This window comes from Legionella sp. 27cVA30 (assembly GCF_024160945.1).
Taxonomy (GTDB): Bacteria; Pseudomonadota; Gammaproteobacteria; order Legionellales; family Legionellaceae; genus Legionella_A; species Legionella_A septentrionalis.
In genome coordinates this window covers 615,083-640,580 of record NZ_JAMYXK010000002.1, presented here as the reverse complement: position 1 = coordinate 640,580, position 25,498 = coordinate 615,083, and the positions used below count along the sequence as shown (strand labels likewise).

Below are 25,498 nucleotides of genomic sequence, written 5' to 3'. Positions count from 1 at the left end.
ATGGCTGACGATAACATGACGCAAACGCCTGCAGAAGATGCATCCAATTTGTCTGCTACTCCCAATGGTTTATTTATCAATGTTTTTTTAAATATTCTTTGCAAGGAGGATGCATTCGCAAATAAAGTTGCCGCCGTACAAAATAAAATTACCACGGTAAATGACCTTGTCACTCGTTTAACGCATGCCCGAGCTCGAAGGCAGAAGTTAATTAATGAACTGGTGCACCCACAGCGAATCCTGGATGGATTGCAGCGGAATGAAGAGCAGCTGATAGGCCGCAAGTATGCACTCGACCTCATCAATGAATTTAGGACAAATTTTAACTATTTATTCGAGCATGCCCCCCCTATCATACAAGAACAATGGCAAACGCGCTTAGAGGAACTGGAAAACCCGAATGTTTATAGAAACATCATCGATAAAACCCAATACACATTGAGTTGGATCTCTGCGCTACCAGCCGCTTTATATCGCGCCATTGTACCTGAGGAAACCCAAAAAAATTACTCCGTTGAAACCTTTGACAGTGAGTGTAAGAAGGAATTAAAAGCTTTAGCTGAACAACATCTGCAAAGGATGGATCTTTGCATCACTGCAGCCGAAGAAGATATCAAGCAGCTCGAAACGGAACTTTATAATGCAGCCCAATTGATTATTCCTGAACCATTGCAAGCCACAACTTCCATAGAGCCGGAATCACTCAAGGCAGAGGGAGCAATAATCCTGCCACCTGCAACAATTTTGCCTGAAATTGAAGAAGGAGCCATTAACTCTGCGCAAGAGTCATCTCGTGCTGAGGCAATACCCGAGACAGTTCTTGCAGGAAACCCCGAAATCCTGAGAGAAGAAACCACATCTGCTGCACAAAAACCCAAAAGTCCGCAAGTTTCATTTAAAGAAGAAACCCAGATAGAACCACCGTTAAATTTTTGTGAAGAAGCATACGAAAAAACCATCATTATACAGGCTACAGTAGAAGAACTAAGCGACTTGAAAAATTCCACGCATTCTATCCTTGGTTTATTAAAGAAATTTGAAGGTACGTATAATGAGATTTTAAATAATAAAGAAAAAATAGAAGCATTAAGTGATTTAAAGACACACGTTACTGCCTTTATTGAACTTCATGATAATTTTCTGTTACAGTTATTAAATTTTTTAGCAAAATTCATATCATTTTTTAGAACCAACCTGGGTGACAAGATCATCGAAGCTGCAGCGATGGAACAGCAGTTGGAAACTTTACGACAAGATTATACGGAAAAAGTTGAAACAGCTGTAAACAATATCAGCGTGGATGCCAGTATTCCCCCCGGCTTTAAAGAAATTTTTCGCAAAGAAATAGCGGCACAGGAAGCTACAACGTCTTCCACCAAACTTGAAGCACAACCCGGTAGATTGCTATTTAATGACTTGAAACAGCGATTTTTACTTTTCGCCCCCCCCATAAGTCTTTCCGCAGAAAGCACTGGCAGTGCCGATGAAATTGCTGCTGAAGAATCTGAAGCAGTGCAGGGAAATGGAATCGCTTAAGAAACAATTATTGGTGCAATAAATACCTAGACTGTGTAAACTTTAGATTTTAACTTTAATTGACTTATAACTCAGGTGGCCAATGAAGCGATATGTCATAGCATCTTTTTATAAATTTATTACTCTTTCCGATTTTCAGGGCATGAAAGAACCTTTGTTAGCTGTAATGCATTCACATAATTTGTTAGGAAGCATCATTTTGGCTGAGGAAGGGATCAACGGCAGTATTTCCGGTAAGCCAGAAGATATTGTGTTTTTTTATGCCCATTTACAGCAAGATCCACGCCTGCAAGATTTAAAGTTCAAAGAAACTTATAATGAATTCATCCCGTTTGCCAAAGCAAAAGTAAAATTTCGCAAGGAAATTGTCACACTGGGAGTGGAAGGCATCGATCCGCGTAAAGATACAGGCACCCACGTTTCCCCTATGGAATGGAATCAGTTAATTTCTGATCCGGAAGTACTCGTGATTGATACCCGTAATGATTACGAGGTAAATTTAGGTACATTTAAAAATTCAATTAATCCGCACACGGATAATTTCCGGGATTTCCCTCAATTTGTAGAAAAACACTTGCTCGATAAAAAAGATAAAAAAATTGCCATGTGTTGTACAGGCGGCATCCGCTGTGAAAAATCGACCGCTTATCTTAAGTCTTTAGGCTTTTCAGAAGTTTACCAGTTAGATGGGGGCATTCTAAATTATTTGGATGCCATTCCTGCTGAACAATCCTTGTGGGAAGGCACCTGCTTCGTATTTGACGATCGGATCGCTATTGCTGAGTAAACTTTCGGCTCATTCATTCGCTCATGGAACTCCCACCATGCGGGGTTCCATGTTACCGTATCTTAAATCAAAGAGAAGTTAGATTTAATGCAGATGCTACTGCAGATGATGGATCTTTGCTGGGCGACTCTTTTAATGTAAATAAGGAAAATTGTTGCACTGCATTGTGAATGGTTCCCGCAGAAATTTCTTCAACTGTAGCACCATTAAATTTTTTTTTATCTTGCGATTCATCGTAAAGAATTTCTACCTCTTCTTCTGAATCAATGTCCTGATAAAAACTTGCTGCATCCTCTAACTTTCTCTCATCAGACACAAGGATAGTATACTCGCCATAAAAATTAGAATTATAAATTTTTCGTGTCGCTGCATTGTAACCATAAGAAATTGAAGTCTTACCCAATGTATTATCCAAATTCCAGTAAGAACATTCATCCGTCACGCCGGTTGCATCATGTCCATGTACATAATGAATATTGTAACCCTTATGTTTTGTAGCCCGTTGAATTTGTTCATAATCGCGATTCCAGGTAAGCATTTCAAAAGGATTTTGTGCATTTGGCTTTGCGTAAGGGTCACACCCTATTGACTCGCGATCATATAGTATATGGATGAAATTAAGCTCAGCATGCATCGTATATTCTTTATTGATGCATTCTATTGTTCCAGCAAGTTCTTCAATGCTTTCATCCTGATAGGTAATGCCAAGACGCAAATCTTTTTGATATTTTTCATTAAATTTTTCAGTTAAAAACTTAATGATAGTTAAATCAACAGGGGCATGGCTGTATAGGGTAATGGTATTATTTGCATGATCAAGCGAATACGATAAAGCCTTGAGAGCCGGCTTATAGGCATAATTGATTAAATTTACAACCTGGTTTCGGGTAATTAAATTATAATCGATCAACTTTTGTAAATTATATAAAGAACGTGCCTGATCCATCCCTAAACTAGGGTATTCAAAACGTTGTGCCAGTTCATAAGCTTCTATAAGGCCTAAGGCATGATTTGAAATTAAAATTTCATAGGGAACAGAAGCTTTACGTAATTTTTCCAGAATTTTTAAAATAAAATAGTCATTAGCGCCCCGATCCCCTACTTCATCTCCTAGCAAGCGCAGCAAAACACCTTGGTTAGTGACTTTAATGTTTGCTAAAAGTTCATCAAACTCAGCGAGTAGCGCCTGTGCCGGTTTAAAAATGTCATTTTGGGGCTTAATTTCTGCGATGTTTGGTGGGAGAAATTGCTGAGCTTTGAGTTTTTTATCTTCAACAAGGCAGGCATCCACAGTGTCCATGAATGTTTCATAAATTTCCACTATCCTTTCATAATGGGCAGAAGAAATTTCAAAAAAACCTGCACGCACTAAACAATAGAGCAGCTTAACCGCATTGGCATGTAAATCACCGAGCGTCAATTCGGTCATCGATGCAAGCACTTCCGCTTTCGGACATTCGTCAATGCTTACGTATTCCAGGATAAGATTTTTGCTCATACAAGCTCTCCTTTGCAATCGAGCTTCCCTATCCATTAATGTCAGGATAGGCAGGCGAACTTCTCATTAAACTCTCCTTAAAACAAGTTAGAAGAGAATGGAAGAATTTTCCAATGTCCTACCTCTGCAAAAGTTCACGCACCACCTTTTGATCGGAGAAATTAACACGTTTCGTGCCAATTTGTTGATAATCTTCATGCCCTTTCCCGGCAATCAAAACGATGTCATCATGACTTGCGTTGTTTAAAGCTTCTGCAATAGCCTGCTTTCTCTCGACAATTTTATGCACTTTAACGGTAGGTAATACCCCCTGATTAATTTCCTCAATAATTTGTATAGGATCTTCAGTGCGCGGATTATCGCTGGTAATAATTAACGAATCAGCATATTGGCTGGCAATTTTTCCCATCATCGGTCGTTTTGCTTTATCCCGATCCCCGCCACAGCCAAACACAGTAATTAAACGTCCTTGTTTCAATTTCGAAAGTGCAGCCAATACATTTTCCAACGCATCCGGCGTATGGGCGTAATCCACTATCACACAGGGCTCTTTTGCAATCACTTCCATGCGCCCTGGTGCAGCTTGCAGCTTACTCATCATTTCCGCTGTTTCTGCTGCAGGAAAACCAGCACTCAGTAAACTGGCAAACACGGCAAGGTTATTATAAATATTAAATAAGCCCAGCGTATTGATTTGCAGATGATGAATACCCCAGGGGGAGTGGACTTCCATCACACTGCCTGATCTGTTTATCTGCCAGTTTACTGCTCGCACATCACAGGGCGTATTTATTCCATAAGTAATTTTCCTACAATTCGTTGCAAGTCTTGCAGTCATAAGAGCTGCATAGCGATCATCGGCATTGACAATGGCATATTGCAACGTGCTTTTGGCAAATAATTGCGCCTTGGCAGCAGCATAAGCTTCCATGGTTTGGTGATAATCCAGATGTTCATGACTTAAATTGGTATAAATTGCTTGAGAGAAATTAACTCCGTCCACCCTTCCCTGGCACAAAGCATGTGATGATACTTCCATGCAAATTTGTCTTATCCCAGCTTGCTTATAATCAAAAAATAAAGATTGTAGACGCAAGGCATCCGGGGTGGTATTACCCAAGGCTTTGATGTTTGTGGTCGGGCCTTCTCCCAATGTGCCGATATAAGCCGCCGACTTTCCAAACAACTCATAAGCTTGTGTCAAGAGATAAGCCACCGTGGTTTTACCATTGGTACCGGTCACACCGGTCACTGCCAATGCATTAGCCGGATAATCATAAAAACGCCCTGCAATGTCAGGCAATTTGCAACTTAGCTTTGCCATGGCTAGGCATGGGATGGCATCAGCAAGAGGTAAAGCCGAAGCAGGCAGCAGCTCAGGATCATAAATCACTGCAGCAGCACCAGCTTGCACGGCTTGAGGAATAAACAAGCGGCCATCGGTAACAGCACCAGGGTAAGCCAAAAATAAATCGCCCGCTTTTACCTTACGGCTGTCATTTTGTAAGCCTGAAATTACACAATCCGCGGTAATATGAGGAACCCAGGGAGCTAATAATTCATTTAATTTTTTCATAATAGTTTTACAAGAGATCGGAATCATTCATTATGCGGCAATTGGCTAAAAATGCATTAGCCGCGACAATATTTTCTGCAGAAATTTATCAATGCCACAGCTATTTACATAGTTTTTTTCTTAAAACTATTGTTAATATTAGCTGTTTTCTTTTTTAATTCAAAAAGTAACTCTTATATAAAGTGACTCTTATATATTGAGAAGAATTGGGCGCTTCTTTTAATAATGAAAGACGATGGTAACGGGGGCTGTAAAGTTGGTATAGCAGGTATAAAAAAGCTCTTAAAAATCTATAAACCATTTTATTCCTGCGAATTGCCAAAGTTTAAACTTAAGGATTTACCATGTCATCAAAGCAAAGCACCATTGATTTTATCATGGAACAAATTGCAAAAGCAGGAACTGTTTACGCAAAAAAAATGTTTGGAGAATATGCGGTTTATTGTGACGGAAAAGTGGTGGCTTTAGTGTGTGACGAGCAATTATTTGTAAAACCAACCGCCGCTGGCAAAGCATTTGTGCAAAATTGTACTGAAGGATTTCCCTATCCAGGTGCAAAAGCTTATTTATTAATTTCTGGAGAAATGTGGGAGGACAGTGAATGGCTGACTGAACTGATTAAAATCACTGCATCCGAGTTGCCCTTACCAAAAAAGAAAAATCCACGACGGACAAAAAGTTAGCCAATAGATTGTCTCACGGCTAGATAGCAAGGGCTTGTAAATATTATTTCAGGCTCAAGCAACTAGAAAACTTGCCAATTGAAACGCGGGAAAAAAAGAAATAAGTGAGGAATGTTGTAATAACAAAAAAATAAATTGCCACTATCCATAGACCCAACTTCGGGTCCAGCAAAAAGCCTATAAATATTAACCCTGCAATTAGCGCTTGAAATAGTATTGTTATGAACAATACAAAAAATCTATCCATAAAACCCCTGTAGATCATGCAATAAATTCTAAGATTAAAAAACTTCGCTGCACTAGCCTTAACCCATAGGCGACAAGGTCGACTCATCAGGCTGAATATCCAGAATACGAAGCGCAGTACCCATAACTTTTGAGAATAATGGCGCAGCAACAACGCCACCGTAATAGTTAATTAAAGTAGGTTCATGAATAACCACGGCTACAATCAACCTTGGATTGGATACAGGGGCAATGCCGACGAAACTTGCAATATGCCGGTGCGCTTCATACCCTTGCTTGCCTGCAATGCGGGCAGTACCTGTTTTCCCAGCTACGCGATACCCAGGGACTGCAGCTTGTTTGCCTGTTCCACCCACACCAAGAACCGCTTCCATCATTTTCAGTACCTGATTAGCTGTTTGCACGGAAATGACTTGCGTGGTATCAACTGGCCGATCGTAGTGCAATAAAGTAACCGGCATGGTGCGCCCCTGATTGGCAAAAATTAAATAACTCTTTGCCAGTTGCAAAGCCGATAGAGACATTCCATATCCAAATCCCAGCGTGGCTAAAACAAATGGATTTGCATCGGCAACCCTAACCAAAGTACCCTCACTCTCGCCGGGATAACCACTTTCTGTCCGCTGGCCAATGCCAGAGCGCATCAGCAAACCAATTAATTGTTCCGGCGGGCTGGTCAAAACCATTTTGGTGACGCCTACGTTACTTGAGCGCTGCAAAACCCCCGTGACGTCCAAAACACCATAGTTATGAATATCTCGAATAACACGCCCATGCACCATCATGCGGCTTGGACGGGTGTCAATGATGGTTTCAGGAGTAAAATTTCCGCTTTCCAAAGCACTCGCTATAGCAAAAGGCTTCATGACAGACCCAGGTTCGAATACATCTGTAATCGCTTTGTTACGATAAAAATCCGGGGTATAATTTTTGCGCGCATTGGGATTAAAAGAAGGTGCATTTGCCACGGCCAGCACTTCTCCAGTTTGTGTGTCAAGTACCACCACAGAGCCAGATTTAGCCCCAAACTTAAGCAAGGTATCTTGCAATTCGTGGTAAGCAAAATATTGGATGCGGCTGTCTATACTGAGCCGTAATTCATTTCCTGCGCGTGGTTCTTTAACCATGTCAAGCTCTTCGATAATACGTCCCATTCGATCCTTGACAACGCGTTTTTTGCCTACCACCCCCATTAACCAGTGCTGATAAGCCAACTCTAAACCTTCAATGCCATTGTCATCCACATTGGTAAAACCAACGAGCTGCGCTGTGCTGTCTGCTTGTGGATAATAACGTTTGAATTCTTCCTGGAAATTAATGCCGGATATATTTAATGATTCGATTTTCTTTGCCAGCATAGGCGTCAATTGCCGCTTCAAATAAATAAAACCACGTCCTTGTCCATCTTTCACGCGTTTTTGTATTTGCTTTGTGGAAATGCTCAATAAATTAGATAATCCATTTAATTGTTCTTTGCTGGGAGCGAATTCTTTTGGGTTGACCCAAACTGACTTTAATGGGGTGCTGACTGCCAAGGGGATTCCCTGCCTGTCTGTAATCATCCCCCGGTAAGCAGGGATATCAATCAAACGGATACTGCGGGCGTGACCCTGCCCCTGCAGGAATTGGCGGTTCATGATGGTAAGATCATACATCCGCCAAACCAGCGTCAATAACAGCAATACGAAAAACGAAGAAACTACCCACAACCGGGCTTGATGACGCCAAATCTTCATTTAGCACGCAAAATAAAAACTTGTTTATTGGCAGGCAAAGTCATATCCAGTTTGTCAATGGCCAATTGTTCTACACGCGCCGGAGTAGCCAGGCTTGCCTGTTCCAATAAAAGTTGCCCCCATTGCAATTGCAATTGATGCGTTTTCTGTTCAGCAGCTTCCACCTGACTAAATGTCATGCGGTATAGATTTGTGGTATAAACCACTGCCAAAGCGCTGCATAATACGGATAACAGCAAAAATATAGGCAAATAAAGCTGCTTGGATAAACGAATATCAGCAATTTGCCCACTGAAAAAATTACTTTGATGAATTAGTTTGGCTGCGGCATTCATGCTATTTTTTCTCCTATCCTAAGTACAGCGCTTCGCGCACGAACATTTTGCTTAATTTCATCGTGATGCGGTTTAATGGCTTTACCTATGCGTTTAAAACAGGTTTTCATATCGACAGCTTTTAACGGGATGCCAGGCGGCGGTGTAGCCCCTTGCTCTTCTGCCTTCATAAATTGCTTCACAATACGATCTTCTAAAGAATGAAAACTAATAACAACCAACTTGCCCCCTATTGCCAAAGCACCTATGCACTGCTGTAAACATTTTTTTAAATCCGTCAATTCTTGATTAATATAAATTCGAATAGCTTGGAATACCCGCGTCGCGGGATGCTTGTGTTTTTCCCATTTTGGGTTAGCTTGTTTTACTATTTCAGCTAAAGCTTCCGTTGTTAGAATCGGAGCTTCTTCGCGCGATTGCACAATAGCACGTGCAATGCGTCCAGCAAAACGCTCTTCACCATATTCCCGAAAAATTTCAGCCATTTCACTGGCTTTGGCTTGATTGACAAACTCAGCCGCGCTTAAAGCTTGTTGCTGATCCATGCGCATATCCAAAGGACCAGCCTGCATAAAACTAAAGCCGCGCAGAGGATCATCCAATTGCGGAGAAGAAACACCTAAATCCAATAAAATTCCATCAATATTGCCATATACACCGCATGCAAGTGCGATGTCTTTAAGATTGGCGAACGATCCTTGAAAAATTTGAAAGCGGGAATCTTGAGCAAACTGTTGTTGTGCATGCTGGATAGCTTCAGCGTCTTTATCGATAGCAATCAGGCGCCCAGCTTCATTTAAGCGATCGAGAATGGCGCGGCTATGACCGCCCCGTCCGAAGGTACAATCTACATAAATGCCTTCAGCTTTTATGGCTAAGCCTTCTATTGATTCTTGCAGTAAGACCGGTTGATGTTTGGCCATTTTCTTTCCATTACAGAGAAAAAGTTTTCATTTCATCGGGAAGAGCAGCCTTCCCTGATGATTCTTCTGCCAACCACTGTTCGCGTTTGGTTTGCCACAATTCGTCATCCCAAACTTCAAATTTATTACCTTGCCCGATCAAAACCACGCGTTTGCTAAGCCGCGCATATTCACGTAATAAAGGAGGTAATAACACCCGTCCATTGCCGTCCAATTCCACATCTGTCGCATGACCAATAAGCAAGCGTTGAATACGGCGAGCGGCTGCATTAAAACTCGGCAACCGCTGCAAATTTCCTTCTATCACTTGCCACTCTCTAGCTGGGTACAGCAGCAAACATGTTTCTTCAGGATCAATTGTCACCACCAATGCCGCGTGATCTTGCCCCAGCGCCTCGCGATAGCGGGTTGGTACTGCAAGACGGCCTTTTCCGTCAATGTTGATGACATTAATCCCGCGAAACATGATTTTCTTTTTGTGGGCAAATACCCACAATTCTCCACTTTTTCACTATTTTAAACCACTTTACTACACTATAGAAACACCTTTTCCCAAGCGTCAAGGTAAAAAATGGTTTTTTTGTTAAAAAAAAGACGCATGCATTCCTCTCATGAGTGAAAATGCATGTATTTCATTCCATGTGATAAAAAATAAAACAGGCAACAAAAAAGCGGAAAATTTATATATCAATCTTTGCCATTCATTTCGGCGGCGATGCGAATTCCATGTAACACAAGATCCGGTATTAACAAATCATAGATTGCTTGTTTATCAAACAAGGAAGCAAATCCACCAGTAGCTAATACAAGAACTTCATCACCCGGAAAAACTTCTGCTTTGATACGCTGGATCAATTCCCGACATGCTCCAACAGCGCCATGAAATACGCCCGATTGAATGCTTTCTATGGTGGAGCGCCCCACAGCTTGCTCTACTTTAACAATTTCAACGGAAGGTAATTTTGCAGTGTTGATCGATAATGCATCGGCAGCCAAACGCACCCCAGGCAGAATAGCACCGCCCAAATACATTTTTTGCGTGTTGATCACACAGAATGTGGTGGCCGTGCCAAAATCGATGATGATAATATTTTTACCACTAAAACGCTGCGTTGCTGCAATTGCATTGGCAATTCTATCAGCGCCCACATCTTGTGGATTGCGGTATTTTATATTCAAACCTGTTTTAACACCCGCCTGCAGAAAAAATGGTTCTACCGAGAAATATTTGAGGCATGCAGAGCGCAAGGAATAATCCAGTTGTGGCACAACTGAACAAACGCCTATTTCCTTAATCGAATCAGGGGAACATTCATTTTCGCGCAGCACACTTTTTAAAAAAATACCCAATTCATCTGAGGTACTGCCTTTAGACGTTTTTCGAAATCGTAAACGTATTTCTTCACCGGCGAATACACCCCCATATACATGAGAATTACCCACATCAATACAAAGCATCATGAGGAAATTTATCCATTATTACAAAATGGCGTAATCGTAAGAGGTGTAAAGACGAGAATCAAGAAAATTTAATAAAAGTCGGTCGATAAGCCGGGTTCTGTCGAGGACAACCATTCATCTGGGACAAACGTCACCGTTTGCCTCAAGCGACCTACCCGAATCCCGCATGGGCCATGCGTTATGATTTAAAAATCATATGGATTCCTATTTGGTCTTGCTCCAAGTGGGGTTTTCCCTGCCACAACTGTTGCCAGTTGCGCGGTGCGCTCTTACCGCACCATTTCACCCTTACCTTTGCTGCCAAAGGCGGTATATTTTCTGTGGCACTTTCCGTAGGCTCGCGCCCCCCAGGCGTTACCTGGCACTCTGCCCTATGGAGCCCGGACTTTCCTCCCTTTGCGCGGCAAAGAGCGATTGTCTGACCAACTTTGCGAGTAATAGTAGCAGAGTGTCTAGCAAAAAACCAGAAAATTAAATATCGCGCGTACCAATAAATTCGTCGTCAAAATAACGCTTAAGTTTTGTACGCAAAGTGCCTCGGCTTACACCCAAAACGCGAGCAGCTTTAGATTGATTGTAGCGGGTCAACTCCATTACCGTGCGGAAAAGAGGAGCTTCTACTTCTTCTACAATAAGCTGATATAAATTCAAATTGGCATCTTTGCTGTTTACTGCATTTAGATAACCTTTAACTGCATTAATTACTTGTTGTGATAATGCTTCACTGTGTTGCATTTCCTGCATTACTGCACTCATTGTTCTCTCTCCAAAACTATAAAAAACTGGTCTAAATTTATAAATTATGCATTTAGATCACGTATTTATGACCTATATAATAACAAATGCCTCAAAGACTGTAAATATTGTTTTAATGATATTCATTTATTAACGGAAGCTTAAGACTTTTTTGAGTTAAAATCCAGCATTTTTTGATTATTTTTTATATTAGAATGCCTTAATTAGATTCGTTTGTTTTATATTAAAGCAAAATAGGGCGGTAACGAGGCTTGCTGCGAAGACCCATTTAATAAAATTAAATAAAAAAAAATTAATCTTAGAATTATGAATCATAGTTTAATGTAAAGACATTGTGAGGCAAAACAATACATAAAAATAAATTTTTATTGCATTCATGCTTCCACCATGAGCAAATATTTCTGCGGCTAATGCTTGCGGCAGGAGCTTTGCTTTTCACGAGCAAATCACTGGGAAGGATTACCTGCATGCCATTACAAAACTAATTTCTGAAGCTTAAGACGGGTTTGCAAAGGTGCAATAGATATAAAAAGATAGGATCCTGTTCACCATACCACACGCCACAACATTGGCATTGATAGACAGCGAATTGCTTCAGCAACCACTATGAGATGCAGTAAATGCCATGTTGAATGCATGCTTACCAGCATTCCCTGCAGCAAGGTAAGCCAGCAACCGTAACATCAATCTACTGTAAAACTTTCCCCACAACCACATTGCCCGGTTTGATTTGGATTATTAAAAACGAATTTATAATTTAATCCTTGTTTTACATAGTCTATTTCCATCCCTTTCAAATAAGGATAACTGGTTTTCTCAATGCAAAGAATGTAATGCTCGTTTAAAGGCATAATCACATCACCCGCAGCCGCTTTCTCTACATAATCCACGACATAAGATAATCCTGAACAACCTGTTTTTTTTACTGACAAACGTATGCCATGGCTCCCCTGCTTTTGCAAATAAGCCAGCACATGCTTGCAAGCTGCATCGGTTAGTTTAACTTGGGTTTCACTCTTACTCACTTGCATCACGCTCATTCAATAAACCTCATACTGATAAAATTGTTACTAGGATAATTATACCGTAAATCCCTGGGGATTGATGAAAGAACTTAAAGCCAGGACTTAAGTTCAGCAAGCTTCTATTAAGTTGAAAACCAACGAGGCCCTAAAAGCTTTGGAATGGTTTCACAAATGATACGAATGGTGCGCTGAACCTCTTTTGTTGTGGTAAATCGCCCGATGGATAACCGGATGGAACTGCGTGCTAAATTATCACTTAGTCCGATGGCACGCAAGACGTAAGAAGGTTGCGAACTGGCCGAAGTACAAGCCGATGCAGTAGATACTGCCAATTGATGAAGAGCGGTCAGCAATTGCTCACCGTCAATACCGTTGAATGTCATATTCAAATTTCCCGCAATACGCTGTTCCTGATGTCCATTCAACCGAATCCCAGGTAAATGCTTGATGCCTGCCCATAACTGGGTGCGAAGCTCAAGAATTCGTGCTTGCTCTGTGGCACGCGCCATTTCACTTAAATAAAATGCCTCACCCATGCCAACGATTTGGTGGGTTGCCAATGTCCCCGAACGCATTCCCCCTTCATGCCCCCCGCCAAAGCTCAGTGGGTGTAGGCGAATTCGGGGTTTATGAGAAACATACAAAGCACCAACACCCTTTGGACCATAATTTTTATGGGCTGAAAACGACATTAAACTGACATGCAAATCGCGTACATTGATAGGAAGCTTACCTGCGCTTTGCGCTGCATCGACGTGGAAAATAATGCCTTTATCACGCAATAATTGCCCCATACTGGCGATGTCTTGAATCACACCGATTTCATTATTAACCTGCATGATGGATACTAAAATCGTATCATTGCGCAATGCTTGCTCAAGATTGACAAGATTTAATAATCCATCGGGCTCGGGCTGCAGGTAAGTGACTGCAAATCCCTCGCGCTCGAGCTGTTTAAAACTATCTAAAACCGCTTTGTGCTCGGTCATCATAGTGATCAGATGACGGCCCTTGCGCTGATAGAAGCGCGCGGCTCCAATAATCCCCAAATTGTTTGCCTCAGTAGCACCCGAGGTAAACACGATTTCTTCCGGGGCAGCCTGAATCGTTTCAGCGAGCATACCCCTGGCGTGCTCCACAGCGCGGGCTGCGGTTTGTCCATAAACATGAGTCTTAGACGCAGGGTTACCGAAATGCCCATCCGGCCCCATATACTTCAACATTTCTTCCACAACGCGCGGGTCAATCGGCGTTGTTGCCATGTAATCTAAATAAATGGGCTTGCTATCCACCTAAACTTACTCCAGTTATCAAATCTCAGGAGCATCCCTTGCCTCGGCATTCGCAGGGAGACGCGCTTTACTGAGTGCATATTGCACATGAGTGAGGATGCCACGCAAAATATTCACTTCCGTATGTTCAAGTTTAATACGGTTAAACAATCTTCGCAGCCGCTGCAATAAACGTTTTGGATTGGATAATTTTAAAAAATCAATTTGCACCAAAACGTCTTGCAAATGATTATAAAAGCGTTCCATCTCATCATGTGTGGCCGGTTTGTCAGTTTCTTTCTCTGCAAGCGGTGTCGTTTGCAGCCATTTCATCCGTAACTCATAGGCGATAATCTGCACTGCCTGTGCAAGGTTTAATGAACTGTATTCAGGATTGCTGGGTATATTAATATGGTAGTGGCAGTGTAAAAGTTCTTCATTGGTTAACCCGGCATGTTCGCGGCCGAAAAGAATGGCAACTTCTGCATCTGCAGCATGCCTGCAAACCAAATCGGCTTGCGTTGATGGCGTTAAGCCAGGTAAGGAAATACCGCGCGGTCTGGCGCTTGTTCCCAATATCAAATGACAATCTTTTATTGCATCCGCCAGAGAATCCGTCACAATGGCTTGCTGCAATACGTCATCGGCTCCGGCTGCCATTTCATGAGCCCGAAAGTCAGGGAATATTTTTGGCGATACCAAATAAAGCTTGCTAAGCCCCATGGTTTTCATGGCGCGTGCAGCAGCACCAATGTTACCAGGATGAGTCGTGCCAATCAGGACGATGCGAATTGAATCCAAATTCATGAGAAAACCAATTTGTAAATAAGAAAAGCACTATAGCACATCAATCAAACGCATTAAGCTTGCTTTACTGCAAATTTTATCGCAATGCCGTTTTATATCAAACCGCGAACTATGCTAGAATTCAAAGTTTTGTACACATGAGCCAATTATGCAGCCACTTTTAAATATTGCAATCAGCGCCGCCCGTCAGGCAGGCGATATTATTGTTCGCCACATGGAGCAACTTGACCGCATCAAAATTACTGCAAAAAGCGCCGAGGAATACTTTTCAGAAGTGGATATCAAAGCGGAGCAAGCGATCATCAATGCAATCCATAAAGCTTATCCTGACCATGGGATAATCGCTGAAGAAAGCGGCGTTTATAAAGAAGATGCCGAAACAGTCTGGATCATTGATCCATTGGATGGTACAAGCAATTACTTGCACGGCTTTCCCTTTTTCGCTGTATCCATTGCGGTTAAAATAAAAAACCGCATTGAACATGGCGTAGTTTATGATCCATTACGGCATGAGTGCTTTGCCGCAAGCCGCGGCCGCGGGGCACGCTTAAACGATCACCGTATTCGCGTATCCAAACAAACCCAATTAAATTCATCTTTATTAGGCACCGGGCTTTCTTTTCGTAATGAAGCACGCGCCAAACGCTATCTTCCCACTCTTGAAGCCTTGTTTGGTAAATGTGCCGGGGTCCGGCGCACTGGTGCGGCAGCTTTGGATTTGGCTTATGTAGCCAGTGGCCGCCTGGATGGTTTTTGGGAATTTGATTTACGTCCCTGGGACATTGCCGCCGGTGCTTTACTGGTGCAAGAAGCCGGTGGGTTAATAGGCGACTTGCGGGGCCGCGAAGATTTTTTAAAATACGGAGACATCGTAGCTGGCACGCCTAAAGTGTTTAAATCCTTAATTCAAACCTTAAGCCCTGCCATTATTTAATGGATTTGTGTTTGATATTTTCCAATTAAAATTCATTCATGACCTGATTAGCGCATGGCTAATCAGGGCGCGAGAGGCAATCCATCCACAAAGATTCAATTTTTTCTTGCTTATGGCAGCCCCTCAGGCTCTCCATGCTTAAATCCGAGTTAGCGACACAATTTATGCATGATTTGAAAAAAGTTGGCAAACAAGGAAAAAGCAGTAAGTCCCTAAACTCTTGTTGCGCATTGCAGGAACCTTTACATCTGAAAACATGTTTGATGACATTCTTTGAGGCGAGTTGCGTTTATTGGAATCAACGCCATATCAAAATTGGCTATAATTTACGTACAAGCTGATTAAATGAGAAACAACATGCCTGAAAATGACGAGGATACACAAGAGCAACAAAACCTTTTTAATCAAATTGAAAATAAAGTTGTTGCCAAAATTTTATATTATTTTAAGTCAATCATAACTTTAAACGAACAGAAAGTTAATGAGATTAATCGAGCTGCCTATGAGAGTGACAACACACCTAAAGATATTTCATGGCCGGGAAACTATAAAAAATATATTGATGCAATAATACAATTATTTAGTTTAACGAAATCAGATGAATCGAAACTTCAGCAAAAGTTTGGAGTGCCCACCTCAAATGAGCCTACTGGATCATATCAAATATATCACCAGGTAAGCTCAGGAGCTCCTAAGCATCCAGAATTATTTGATCAAATTGAAAATAAACCCCTTGCCAAAATTTTATCTAACGTTAACCCCCCTATTACATTAAACCAGAAACAAGTTGAAGCGATTAATCAAGCAGGGTATAACAATGACAAGACGCCCAGGGATATTTCCTCGCAAGAAAATTATAAATCTTATGTTACAGATATAATAAAAGTAATTTATCCGAATCAGAATACAGCGAATATTCAGAAAATTATGCTCTCTCAAGAGCTTCAGTCATTTAAGGCATCTTTCCCTATAATGCAAGCCGCTTCCCAACCCAAACAAGCATCCGATAAAATGAATGTGGAGCCCAGTCCAGGGGGGTTATTCAATCAAATTGAAAATAAACCCCTCGCCAAAATTTTATCTAACTTTAACCCCCCTATTACATTAAACCAGAAACAAGTTGAAGCGATTAATCAAGCAGGGTATAACAATGACAAGACACCTAGGGATATTTCCTCGCAAGAAAATTATAAATCTTATGTTACAGATATAATAAAAGTAATTTATCCGAATCAGAATACAGCGAATATTCAGAAAATTATGCTCTCTCAAGAGCTTCAGTCATTTAAGGCATCTTTCCCTATAATGCAAGCCGCTTCCCAGCCCAAATCAAGCAGGGTATAACAATGACAAGACACCTAGGGATATTTCCTCGCAAGAAAATTATAAATCTTATGTTACAGATATAATAAAAGTAATTTATCCGAATCAGAATACAGCGAATATTCAGAAAATTATGCTCTCTCAAGAGCTTCAGTCATTTAAGGCATCTTTCCCTATAATGCAAGCCGCTTCCCAGCCCAAACAAGCATCCGATAAAACGAATGTGGAGCCCAGTCCAGGGGGGTTATTCAATCAAATTGAAAATAAACCCCTCGCCAAAATTTTGTCAAGTTTGAATCCACCTGTTACCTTAAACGAACAACAAGTCAACAATATTAATATGATCACTAAGGATTCTAAAAACATTACAACTACCGATGGATTTAGAAAATATTTAGATCAAGTTAGAAAAGAAGGCTTTATGAGCAAAACAGTGGATGAGTTTCATAAGGAATTCGGATTGGATAGTGGCGAGCCAGGAATGTCTCGACAACAAACTGCTATTATATTCGAAAATTTCAGGATTCAAAAAGAACAAAACAGCTCTGGTGTGGGTAATCAACCGTTAACATTAGCTAATAAAAAAATAGATCCAGAAGAACCAACTTCTGATTCAGATAACAGACCTACTACAAGAATGTAATAATTAACTTCGCTGCAAAAGGAAAATTTAATTTGCCAATAAACTAACCATCATTTTTAATGATGGTTAGTGATTATAAAGTCCAATGACCGCAATATGTATGTAGTTCAAATTTATTTTGAAGCCAGTTGCTATTTTAGAAGTATCTGTCAGGCAATTCAGCTAATATTTTCCCATCCAGATTTTTTCGCATCTGTCAGAGCTTGCACTGGAGTTCCCGCAACCGATTCAGCCACGGGCGCGCTCTTTTCATCCAGAGCTTTTTTCAGGGTAACACATCTAATTTTGAGTCCTTGCTTCCTATGCTTTATGCACAAATGTAACAATCCGCGTGCAAAGCACTTACAGCAGGCATTTTGCCTTTAATTTGCTCTCCTGGATGCATTTACCCTGGATCTTTTGCAGTTCATTCACAGCGTAATCATATCTTTTTACGGAAAAGATTAATTATTTAGCAAAAAATTGTACATAACAAGCAAAAAATACTCTATCTTTATTAGATAGGGCTTGGAAATTCAAGATGGACGCAATAAAACAGCAAAACGGCTTCAGCTTGCTTGAGGTTTTGGTCAGTGTCCTGGTATTGGCCATAGGACTGCTCGGCATTGCGGCATTGCAATTAAACATGATCCGCCACAATCATTCGGCACAATTACGTGCTGTTGCTGTAGCCCAGGCAGGAAACATGCTCGATCGCATGCGTGCCAATTATGAAGGTGTGCAAGCTGGCTTTTATAATAATATTTCCGGAATACCAAACGCACCTAACTGTACAAGTTGCACCAACTCGCAAATTGCCGCACGAGATGCAAATGAGTGGAATCATGCCAATGCTGTATTGTTGCCATCCGGGCAAGGAAGCGTCGCAAGCCATGGCAACCGTTTTCTTATCACGGTGCGTTGGGATAACAACAGAACAGGCGTCACAGGAACGAATTGCAGCGGGGATCCCGAGGTGGACCTAACCTGTTTAACCATGGAGGTGCAACTATGAAGGTAGTTAATCTTCAGCCGGCACCAGGTTTTTCCATCATCGAATTTTTAGTTGCCATTACTTTGGGCACTTTAATTGTTGCCACGGCCGGTTCCATTTACGTCAGTAACAAAGCCACTTATCGCGTGCAGGAAGGATTAGCCCGCCTGCAGGAAAATGCACGTTATGCCAATTATCTTTTAAATCATGAGATACGCATGGCAGGCTTTCAAGGATGCAGCAGCAGCAATTTTGTCAAAATAACCAACCGCGTTAAAAACCCATCTAAAGTATTGGCTTACGACACGCCGGTGATGGGTTTTGATGGTTTAAGTTCTACATTCAGTCCAAACTTGCCCGCCAATTTATCCGGCAAAGTTGCAACCGGTACGGATGCCGTTGAAATTAGGATGGCTGAAAACACCGATGTTCAGCTGCGCGATGATATGAATCAACCGAATAATCCTGTCCTGGTATATGACCGGCTCGGCATTCGAGCAGGCGAGGCGCTGATGATCAGCAATTGCGTTGTAGGGGATATCTTTATCGCCGGTGGCAACACAAATGCCACCGCAATTACGCATACCGTCACCAATAACACCAGCAATGAGCTAAGCACTCCGTATACGGCAGGATCGCACGTCATGCGTTATGTTTATTACGCCTTTTATATTACAGATACCGGCCGCAGAAACGCAGACAATCAACCCATCTACGCTTTGGTACGCCAAGATTTAAATGGCAATGAAATGGAAATCGCCGATGGCGTTGAGCAAATGCGCGTGCGTTATGGGGTAGATACTAATAAGGATAATACAGCGGACGTGTACCAAACCGCTACAGAAGTTACCAACAGCAATAACTGGGATAATGTGATAAGCCTTAAAATTAATTTGTTATTTTCCACCATAGAAAATGTAAAAAATACGGTGCAACCCTACCAATTCAATGGCGCTAACTACACCCCTACGGATAGAAAGCTTCGTCGCGAATGGCAAACTTTTATTACGCTTAGAAACAGGGGATTGCCGTCATGAAAAAACAATCAGGTGCCACCCTGGCCATTACGCTTATTTTGTTATTTTTAGTGACTTTGCTTGGCATTACGGCCATGCAAGTGACTCATATGCAGGAAAAAATGTCTGCAAACCTGCAAGATAAAGAACTTTCCTTTAATGCTGCAGAATCAGCTCTAGCCGCTGGCGAAGCTTGGATCCTTGGCTTGACCAGGCAACCCTCTGTACAAACCACCTGCTCACCGTTTCCCTGCGTACAGGAAAATTATCAAGATATTATTTTTAAAGATCAATCTGTATCCTGGTGGCAAGAAAATTCTGCTGCCTATGCTTCACCCTTGGATAATATCGCCACGCCCCCGCGTTATTTCATTGAGTTTTTGCAATTCGTGCCTGACTCCCCAACGGTGGGAAGCTCATCTGCTAAAAGCACCGGAACATTTTATTATCAAATTACTACGCGTGGAACCGGTGCTTCTGATAATTCAGTCAGCATATTGCAAAGCACCGTTGGCAGGAGGTTTTGATGCAACGTATTTTCTGCAAGACCCTATGTAGCTGTATTATGATCTTGCTATTATTGCCCTCCTTTCCGATATTTAGTGCCTCTCTTAATCTGGCACAAACGCCATTGTTCTTAACCGATAGCGTGGCTCCTTTAACCATGCTGGTGGTTAGCCGCGATCATAAACTTTATTTTGAAGCTTATAACGATGCAACCGATGTAGATGGCGACGGTGCTATTGATCTTAAATTCAAACCAAGCGTCGATTACTACGGTTATTTTGATAGCTATAAATGTTACAACTACAGCAGTGCTGAACAATATTTCTATCCAATTTCCAAAACCACCACGAAAAAGTGCTCTGGCAGTTGGAGCGGTAATTTCTTGAATTACCTTACTACCGCACGCCTGGATGCATTGCGTAAAGTTCTTTATGGGGGGTTGCGTTCGATTGATAACGCCAATTTAACGGTGTTACAGCGCACTTATATCCCGCAAGACGGCCACAGCTGGGGTAAAGAATACCGTAGCCTTGGGGTAGACGGTTACAGCATTAGCGATTACACCCCATTTTCCCAACCTTTATTTGGTACATATCATTTATTCGCAAACACCACCTTGCGCAATAGCAGCACAGGCCAACCCTTACTTCGCGTGGCGCTCAATCAACCCTACCGCATCTGGGAATGGGTAAGTATTGAGCGTCCCGTGGCAGGAAGCCGTGCCATAAATGGAGGCTCTGGTCCTTTCATTTCAGGAATTATTGATTATGCAGTACGCGTGAAAGTATGTGATTCTGCCATTGGCTTGGAGAGTAATTGCCGTTCTTATGCTACGGGTAGTGCGAAACCTGCGGGATTGCTGCAGGAATTTGGGGAAAATAATTCCATGCTGTTTGGCTTAATTACCGGCTCGTACAATAATAATTTGGCAGGAGGTGTGCTGCGCAAAAATATTTCTTCCATCACCGATGAAATTAACATGCGGACTGGGCAGTTCACCAGTGTAAACGGTATCATTTCCACATTAAACCGCCTGACAGTTACTGGATTTCAAACCGATTATACTTATAGTTGCGGCTGGATCACCACGCGAAATCTGGTCAACGGTGAATGTCAAATGTGGGGCAATCCACTCGCTGAAATGATGTATGAAGCCATACGTTATTTTGCAGGTAAATCCACCCCCACGAGTGCATTCAATTACTCAGGCGGCACGGATGATACCTTAAATTTAGCGAAACCTTCCTGGAAAAATCCTTACAGCGAGTATCCCCGCTGCTCCAAAGCCAACATGCTCATCATCAGTGATGTGTATCCTTCCTACGATAGCGACCAAGTACCAGGCAGTTATTTTAATAGCACGAGCGGCGACTTATCGCCTTCCTTAAGTGGAGCAAGCTTGGGGCAAACCATCTTTACAGGTGAGGGGTTATCAAGCTTGCTCGCTTTCATAGGCCAATCCGCAGGCGTTAGCGATGGTGCACCTACTCCTAAGACGGTAACCAGTTTCGGCAATATACGTGGCTTGGCACCACATGAAGCAAATTCGGAAGGCAGTTATTACGTGGGCAGTGTTGCCTACTATGGCTGGTTGAATGATGTGAATAGCGCATCCGGTAAACAAAACGTTAAATCATTCATGGTGGGCTTATCCTCGCCATCGCCTGAAATTACCTTTAATGTAGGCGGCAATCCCATTACCATTATTCCTTTCGGTAAATCGGTGAAAGGTTCGGATATTAACGCCACCCAGGGGCGATATCAGCCCACCAATAATATCGTCGACTATTACATTGAATCCCTGACGGAAACCGGTGCCGTGCTTCGTGTTAATTTTGAAGACGTACAACAAGGGGCAGATTTTGACATGGATGCCATCGTCAAATACACCATTACAGTTAATCCTAACAATACGCTCACCATTCATTCGGAAACCATATACAGCGCAGGTTCAATCACTCAACACATGGGGTTTGTCATTTCCGGCACAACAGCGGATGGCGTTTATCTGGAAGTTCGCGACAGTGATACGGCAACATCGGCAGATATTGATTATTTTCTGGATACACCTCCGGGGCAATTGCCCGGCAAGGGGTGGCAAGATAACAAGCCTCTACCCACTGTTACCAGCCGCACCTTTACTCCCAGCAGTAAACCGGATGCCAGCTTTTTAAATTCACCCCTTTGGTATGGGGCAAAATGGGGTGGGTTTAATGATTTGAACAATAGTAAAACACCGGATCAAAGCAAAGAATTTTCAACCAGTGGCAGCGGCGATCCGGATAATTATTTCCTGGTAACCAGTGCCGGTAATTTACAAACACAGTTAGCCAAGGCTTTGGAGTTAATTATTGACCGTACCGGCTCTTTCTCATCTGCAGCATTAAGCAGTGGATTTCTGGCGGCGGAAACCAGAGTCTATCAAGCCATTTTCCGCACCCTGGATTGGAGCGGTCAATTGTTAGCTTTTGCGATTGACGAAAATACAGGCGATATTTTATTCACTGGCAGCGGTCCAAATGGCTCGATTTGGGATGCTGCGGAAAAATTGGATACGCAAAATTACAATACCGGCAGACGAATCATTACCTATAAACCTTCAGCAAATCGCGGCATACCCTTTCGGTGGCCAAATAATCCAGCCTCACCTACCAGTAATGAACTGGATACGTCACAAACAACTGCCTTGAATGCCAATCCTTCTACTGGATTGAATGACTCACAAGGCAGCAACCGTTTAAATTACATCCGCGGCAATCGCGCCCAGGAAACACAAAGAGGAGGGATTTTCCGTGAACGCACAAGCTTGCTTGGTGACATCATCAATTCAAATCCCATTGCCGTAGGCATTCCTGAGCAACAATACCCGGTAGTATGGTCTGGCAATGCAGCTGAGAATAATTCCTCATATAATACGTTCCGGCAGAATAACTTAAATCGGCAAGCCATTCTTTATGTGGGCGCCAACGATGGGACGCTGCATGCCTTCGATGCGACTACAGGCAGTGAAGTATTTGCCTATGTGCCTTCAAAAGTGTTTAGTAAACTATCTTCTTTAACTTCTCCCGATTATACCCACCAATATTTTGTAGATGGCTCGCCCACGGTTATTGATGTATTTATAAACAACCAGTGGCGAACAATACTGGCTGCTGGTTTGAATGGTGGCGGCCAAGGCGTGTATGCACTGGATATCACTAACCCGGCGCAATTCAATGAAGGAAATGCAGCCAATATGGTGAAATGGGAATTCACCGACCTCAATGATGCAGACCTAGGCTTTAGCTATAGCCAACCCTCCATCGTCCGGCTTGCCAATGGCCAATGGGCTGCTATTTTCGGCAACGGCTATAACAATACTGCCGCGGACGGGCGCGCCAGTACCACCGGCAATGCCGTCCTTTACATTGTGGACATCAACACCGGGGCACTCATTAAAAAACTGGACACCAGGGTGGGAATGAGCGCCGATCCATTGGGTTTGGCACGTCCTAACGGCTTATCAACGCCCACCGTCGTGGACGCGGATGGCAATAGCATAGCCGATCTTATATATGTGGGTGATTTGTTTGGCAATGTTTGGAAAATCGATATTTCTTCCAGCAATGTCAGCCAATGGGATTTTAGCTTTAAATCAGGTGCAACGCCGCTGCCCTTTTTCGTGGCACAAGACAGCAATGGAAACCGCCAACCGATTACCAACCGCCCTACCATTTCCCGCCTCGATGCGAATGCATCAGGGTTTCAAATCTATATTGGCACCGGTAAATATCTGGAAACCAGCGATAAAACTGACACACGTGTGCAAACGGTGTACGGTTTACGCGATGATGGCACCGGCGCCATCACAGGGCGCAGCCAATTGCGCGAGCAAACCATTTTATCCGAGCAGGGCAATGTCCGCATTACCAGCAACAACCAATTAGCCAATAACGATAGGGGTTGGTATCTTGATTTGCTGGTGAATACTGAGCGTGGTGAACGCGTCATTGCCGATATGATTTTTTTAAATAGAAAAATTATTTTCTCAACCACTATCCCTACTTCCGATCCTTGTGATTTTGGTGGTGAAAGTTGGTTAATGGAACTTAATGCGTTTACGGGGACCCGCCTTGATTACCATGTGTTCGATATCAATGGCGATGGCTTATTTGACAGTAATGATGGAGTCACCCGCAGTGAAGGAGGGCAAACTATTGAAGTCCCTGTGAGTGGACTTAAGCCTGACGTAGGTTTGGTAGCCACTCCAGCTGTGCTTAATGCCGGCAGCATCGAATATAAATATTTGCCCGGAACCAGCGGCGACATTCAAAAAGTGACTGAAAACCCCGGCCTAAACCGCGCAGGCAGGCAATCCTGGCGGCAATTACAATAAGTACATGCTTTAATCATACCGACATTAAATTACCTTTTTGTTCTATACTTGATCTAAGTGAGCAAAAAGGTAATTTATTATGCCTAGCATTCAAGAACAATTGCAAACATTCGATTATTCCAAGAACGCTGACATGTCGCAATTAATCAGGGATTGGTATAGAAATCAAAATACCATTTATATAGACAGGGAGCCTTTAACAAAAATATTTGCAGATAACGACTTCCAGCTTGATGCTGAAACGGCGATGAATGCGGACGAGAAAACCCAGCAAGAATTCGCAGAGCGCATCTTATCGAAACTGGTTCCTGAAAAATACCGTGTTACGGAGGAAGATTTGCAAAGACTGCAATCGTTAAACAATGAACTGGGTTCATCAACACCTATCAGTGGCCAGGAACATTTGCAAGAAGAACAAAAACAACTCTTGGATAAAGTAACTCAGCAAAAAGCCATACTCGCAGAACTCCCGAAACATTTACACCAGGGAGGCTTACCCTATGCTTTGGAAACAAAAATGGTAAACACCCTGGCTTCCGAGGATCTGGCCCTTAACATTGACAAATCAGCAAAAGTTCCGCAGATGAGCCGCAGCACCCACATCGTAACCAATCAGGAAGGGTTCGACTTGAAGGAACAATTTATTTATGCCGGTGATATCGTTTCGAAATGGGATAGGGATGAAGTATTGTTTGAGTATGACAAACGATCCGAACAAATAAAGCAACAAGATGTAAACCATACGCGCCAACCTAAACCCATGCTGGCTGGGAATTCCCTGTATGCCGTCAAGATTACCCCGGAAGCATTTACTCCCAAATTGGAGCAAATGAAACTTATGGTTAGGGAAGAAAAACTAGAAAGAAAAATCCAACCCGAACATTTTAAGCAAGAAACAAATAAAACCGAACAAAAAGAAACAAATGCAGTTCACGTTCAACCCGTGAACCTTAAACCAAACAAAACGAATCTTACTTCTTTTCTCAAGGAAAAAATGATTGAATTTAAGAACTTATTTACTACTGCAAAAGTACAGGCAAAAAAAGAAGAGCAAGAGGAGCATAGCCCCCCTTCCATGAAAAAATAA

Annotated in this window: 22 protein-coding genes and 1 other RNA gene; 11 read left to right on the top strand and 12 right to left on the bottom strand. The window is 42.4% G+C overall.

Annotated elements, in window-relative coordinates; translation table 11 throughout:
• Complete coding sequence (locus NKV53_RS08225) at positions 1–1,536, top strand: hypothetical protein (protein WP_126953065.1); 1,536 nt, start codon at positions 1–3, stop codon at positions 1,534–1,536.
• A gap of 82 nt (positions 1,537–1,618) precedes the next feature.
• Positions 1,619–2,323 (top strand): rhodanese-related sulfurtransferase, encoded by a 705-nt coding sequence (locus tag NKV53_RS08220; protein WP_126953064.1) that lies wholly within the window; start codon positions 1,619–1,621, stop codon positions 2,321–2,323.
• A gap of 67 nt (positions 2,324–2,390) precedes the next feature.
• Here the strand turns inward: NKV53_RS08220 and wip are convergent, their stop codons facing one another.
• Both wip and NKV53_RS08210 read right to left on the bottom strand, forming a co-directional pair.
• A complete protein-coding gene (gene wip, locus NKV53_RS08215) occupies positions 2,391–3,821 on the bottom strand; it encodes a Dot/Icm T4SS effector Wip (protein ID WP_126953063.1) in 1,431 nt (476 codons plus the stop codon).
• A gap of 118 nt (positions 3,822–3,939) precedes the next feature.
• On the bottom strand, positions 3,940–5,397 hold the full coding sequence (locus NKV53_RS08210) for a UDP-N-acetylmuramoyl-L-alanyl-D-glutamate--2,6-diaminopimelate ligase (RefSeq protein ID WP_126953062.1): 1,458 nt from the start codon (positions 5,395–5,397) through the stop codon (positions 3,940–3,942).
• 377 nt (positions 5,398–5,774) lie between these two features.
• On the opposite strand from NKV53_RS08210, the gene NKV53_RS08205 reads away from it, so the two are divergent.
• Positions 5,775–6,080, top strand: a complete 306-nt coding sequence (locus NKV53_RS08205; protein WP_233579598.1) for a TfoX/Sxy family protein — start codon at positions 5,775–5,777, stop codon at positions 6,078–6,080.
• Between the two features lie 305 nt (positions 6,081–6,385).
• Here NKV53_RS08205 and NKV53_RS08200 read toward each other — a convergent pair whose 3' ends face one another.
• The 10 genes from NKV53_RS08200 to NKV53_RS08155 all read right to left on the bottom strand — a co-directional run bounded on the left by NKV53_RS08200 (position 6,386) and on the right by NKV53_RS08155 (position 14,640).
• Positions 6,386–8,062 carry a penicillin-binding protein 2 gene (locus NKV53_RS08200; RefSeq protein WP_126953059.1) on the bottom strand — a complete coding sequence of 559 codons (1,677 nt, stop codon included), beginning with the start codon at positions 8,060–8,062 and terminating at the stop codon, positions 6,386–6,388.
• Positions 8,059–8,397: a cell division protein FtsL gene (gene ftsL, locus NKV53_RS08195; RefSeq protein ID WP_126953058.1), complete on the bottom strand. Its 339-nt coding sequence runs from the start codon at positions 8,395–8,397 to the stop codon at positions 8,059–8,061. Before ftsL ends, NKV53_RS08200 begins: the two co-directional genes overlap by 4 nt.
• Positions 8,394–9,320 (bottom strand): 16S rRNA (cytosine(1402)-N(4))-methyltransferase RsmH, encoded by a 927-nt coding sequence (gene rsmH / locus NKV53_RS08190; protein WP_126953057.1) that lies wholly within the window; start codon positions 9,318–9,320, stop codon positions 8,394–8,396. The genes ftsL and rsmH overlap by 4 nt, the downstream gene beginning before the upstream one ends.
• A gap of 10 nt (positions 9,321–9,330) precedes the next feature.
• A complete protein-coding gene (gene mraZ / locus NKV53_RS08185) occupies positions 9,331–9,786 on the bottom strand; it encodes a division/cell wall cluster transcriptional repressor MraZ (protein WP_126953056.1) in 456 nt (151 codons plus the stop codon).
• Between the two features lie 221 nt (positions 9,787–10,007).
• Entirely contained in the window at positions 10,008–10,781 is a 774-nt protein-coding gene (locus tag NKV53_RS08180) for a type III pantothenate kinase (RefSeq protein WP_126953055.1), read from the bottom strand.
• Between the two features lie 70 nt (positions 10,782–10,851).
• Positions 10,852–11,211, bottom strand: an RNA gene (gene rnpB, locus NKV53_RS08175) — RNase P RNA component class A.
• 41 nt (positions 11,212–11,252) lie between these two features.
• Positions 11,253–11,537 (bottom strand): helix-turn-helix domain-containing protein, encoded by a 285-nt coding sequence (locus NKV53_RS08170; RefSeq protein ID WP_126953054.1) that lies wholly within the window; start codon positions 11,535–11,537, stop codon positions 11,253–11,255.
• 683 nt (positions 11,538–12,220) lie between these two features.
• Positions 12,221–12,577, bottom strand: a complete 357-nt coding sequence (locus NKV53_RS08165) for an iron-sulfur cluster assembly accessory protein (protein ID WP_126953053.1) — start codon at positions 12,575–12,577, stop codon at positions 12,221–12,223.
• 107 nt (positions 12,578–12,684) lie between these two features.
• A complete protein-coding gene (locus NKV53_RS08160; RefSeq protein ID WP_127056991.1) occupies positions 12,685–13,854 on the bottom strand; it encodes an IscS subfamily cysteine desulfurase in 1,170 nt (389 codons plus the stop codon).
• Between the two features lie 18 nt (positions 13,855–13,872).
• Positions 13,873–14,640 (bottom strand): RNA methyltransferase, encoded by a 768-nt coding sequence (locus tag NKV53_RS08155; protein ID WP_126953051.1) that lies wholly within the window; start codon positions 14,638–14,640, stop codon positions 13,873–13,875.
• A gap of 148 nt (positions 14,641–14,788) precedes the next feature.
• Here NKV53_RS08155 and NKV53_RS08150 point away from each other — a divergent pair, with 148 nt between their 5' ends.
• The 8 genes from NKV53_RS08150 (at position 14,789) to NKV53_RS08115 (ending at position 25,498) form a co-directional block, all read left to right on the top strand.
• A complete protein-coding gene (locus tag NKV53_RS08150) occupies positions 14,789–15,574 on the top strand; it encodes an inositol monophosphatase family protein (protein WP_126953050.1) in 786 nt (261 codons plus the stop codon).
• Between the two features lie 357 nt (positions 15,575–15,931).
• A complete protein-coding gene (locus NKV53_RS08145) occupies positions 15,932–16,918 on the top strand; it encodes a hypothetical protein (protein WP_253350959.1) in 987 nt (328 codons plus the stop codon).
• A gap of 157 nt (positions 16,919–17,075) precedes the next feature.
• Positions 17,076–17,540: a hypothetical protein gene (locus NKV53_RS08140; RefSeq protein ID WP_253350957.1), complete on the top strand. Its 465-nt coding sequence runs from the start codon at positions 17,076–17,078 to the stop codon at positions 17,538–17,540.
• A 520-nt stretch (positions 17,541–18,060) separates the two neighbouring features.
• On the top strand, positions 18,061–18,534 hold the full coding sequence (gene pilV / locus NKV53_RS08135; RefSeq protein ID WP_127032461.1) for a type IV pilus modification protein PilV: 474 nt from the start codon (positions 18,061–18,063) through the stop codon (positions 18,532–18,534).
• Positions 18,531–19,550, top strand: coding sequence for a PilW family protein (locus tag NKV53_RS08130; protein WP_126953047.1), 1,020 nt, complete (start codon positions 18,531–18,533; stop codon positions 19,548–19,550). Before pilV ends, NKV53_RS08130 begins: the two co-directional genes overlap by 4 nt.
• A complete protein-coding gene (locus tag NKV53_RS08125; protein ID WP_126953046.1) occupies positions 19,547–20,056 on the top strand; it encodes a PilX N-terminal domain-containing pilus assembly protein in 510 nt (169 codons plus the stop codon). The genes NKV53_RS08130 and NKV53_RS08125 overlap by 4 nt, the downstream gene beginning before the upstream one ends.
• 38 nt (positions 20,057–20,094) lie before the next feature.
• On the top strand, positions 20,095–24,411 hold the full coding sequence (locus tag NKV53_RS08120) for a pilus assembly protein (protein ID WP_158616384.1): 4,317 nt from the start codon (positions 20,095–20,097) through the stop codon (positions 24,409–24,411).
• 79 nt (positions 24,412–24,490) lie between these two features.
• Positions 24,491–25,498 carry a hypothetical protein gene (locus NKV53_RS08115; RefSeq protein WP_127056989.1) on the top strand — a complete coding sequence of 336 codons (1,008 nt, stop codon included), beginning with the start codon at positions 24,491–24,493 and terminating at the stop codon, positions 25,496–25,498.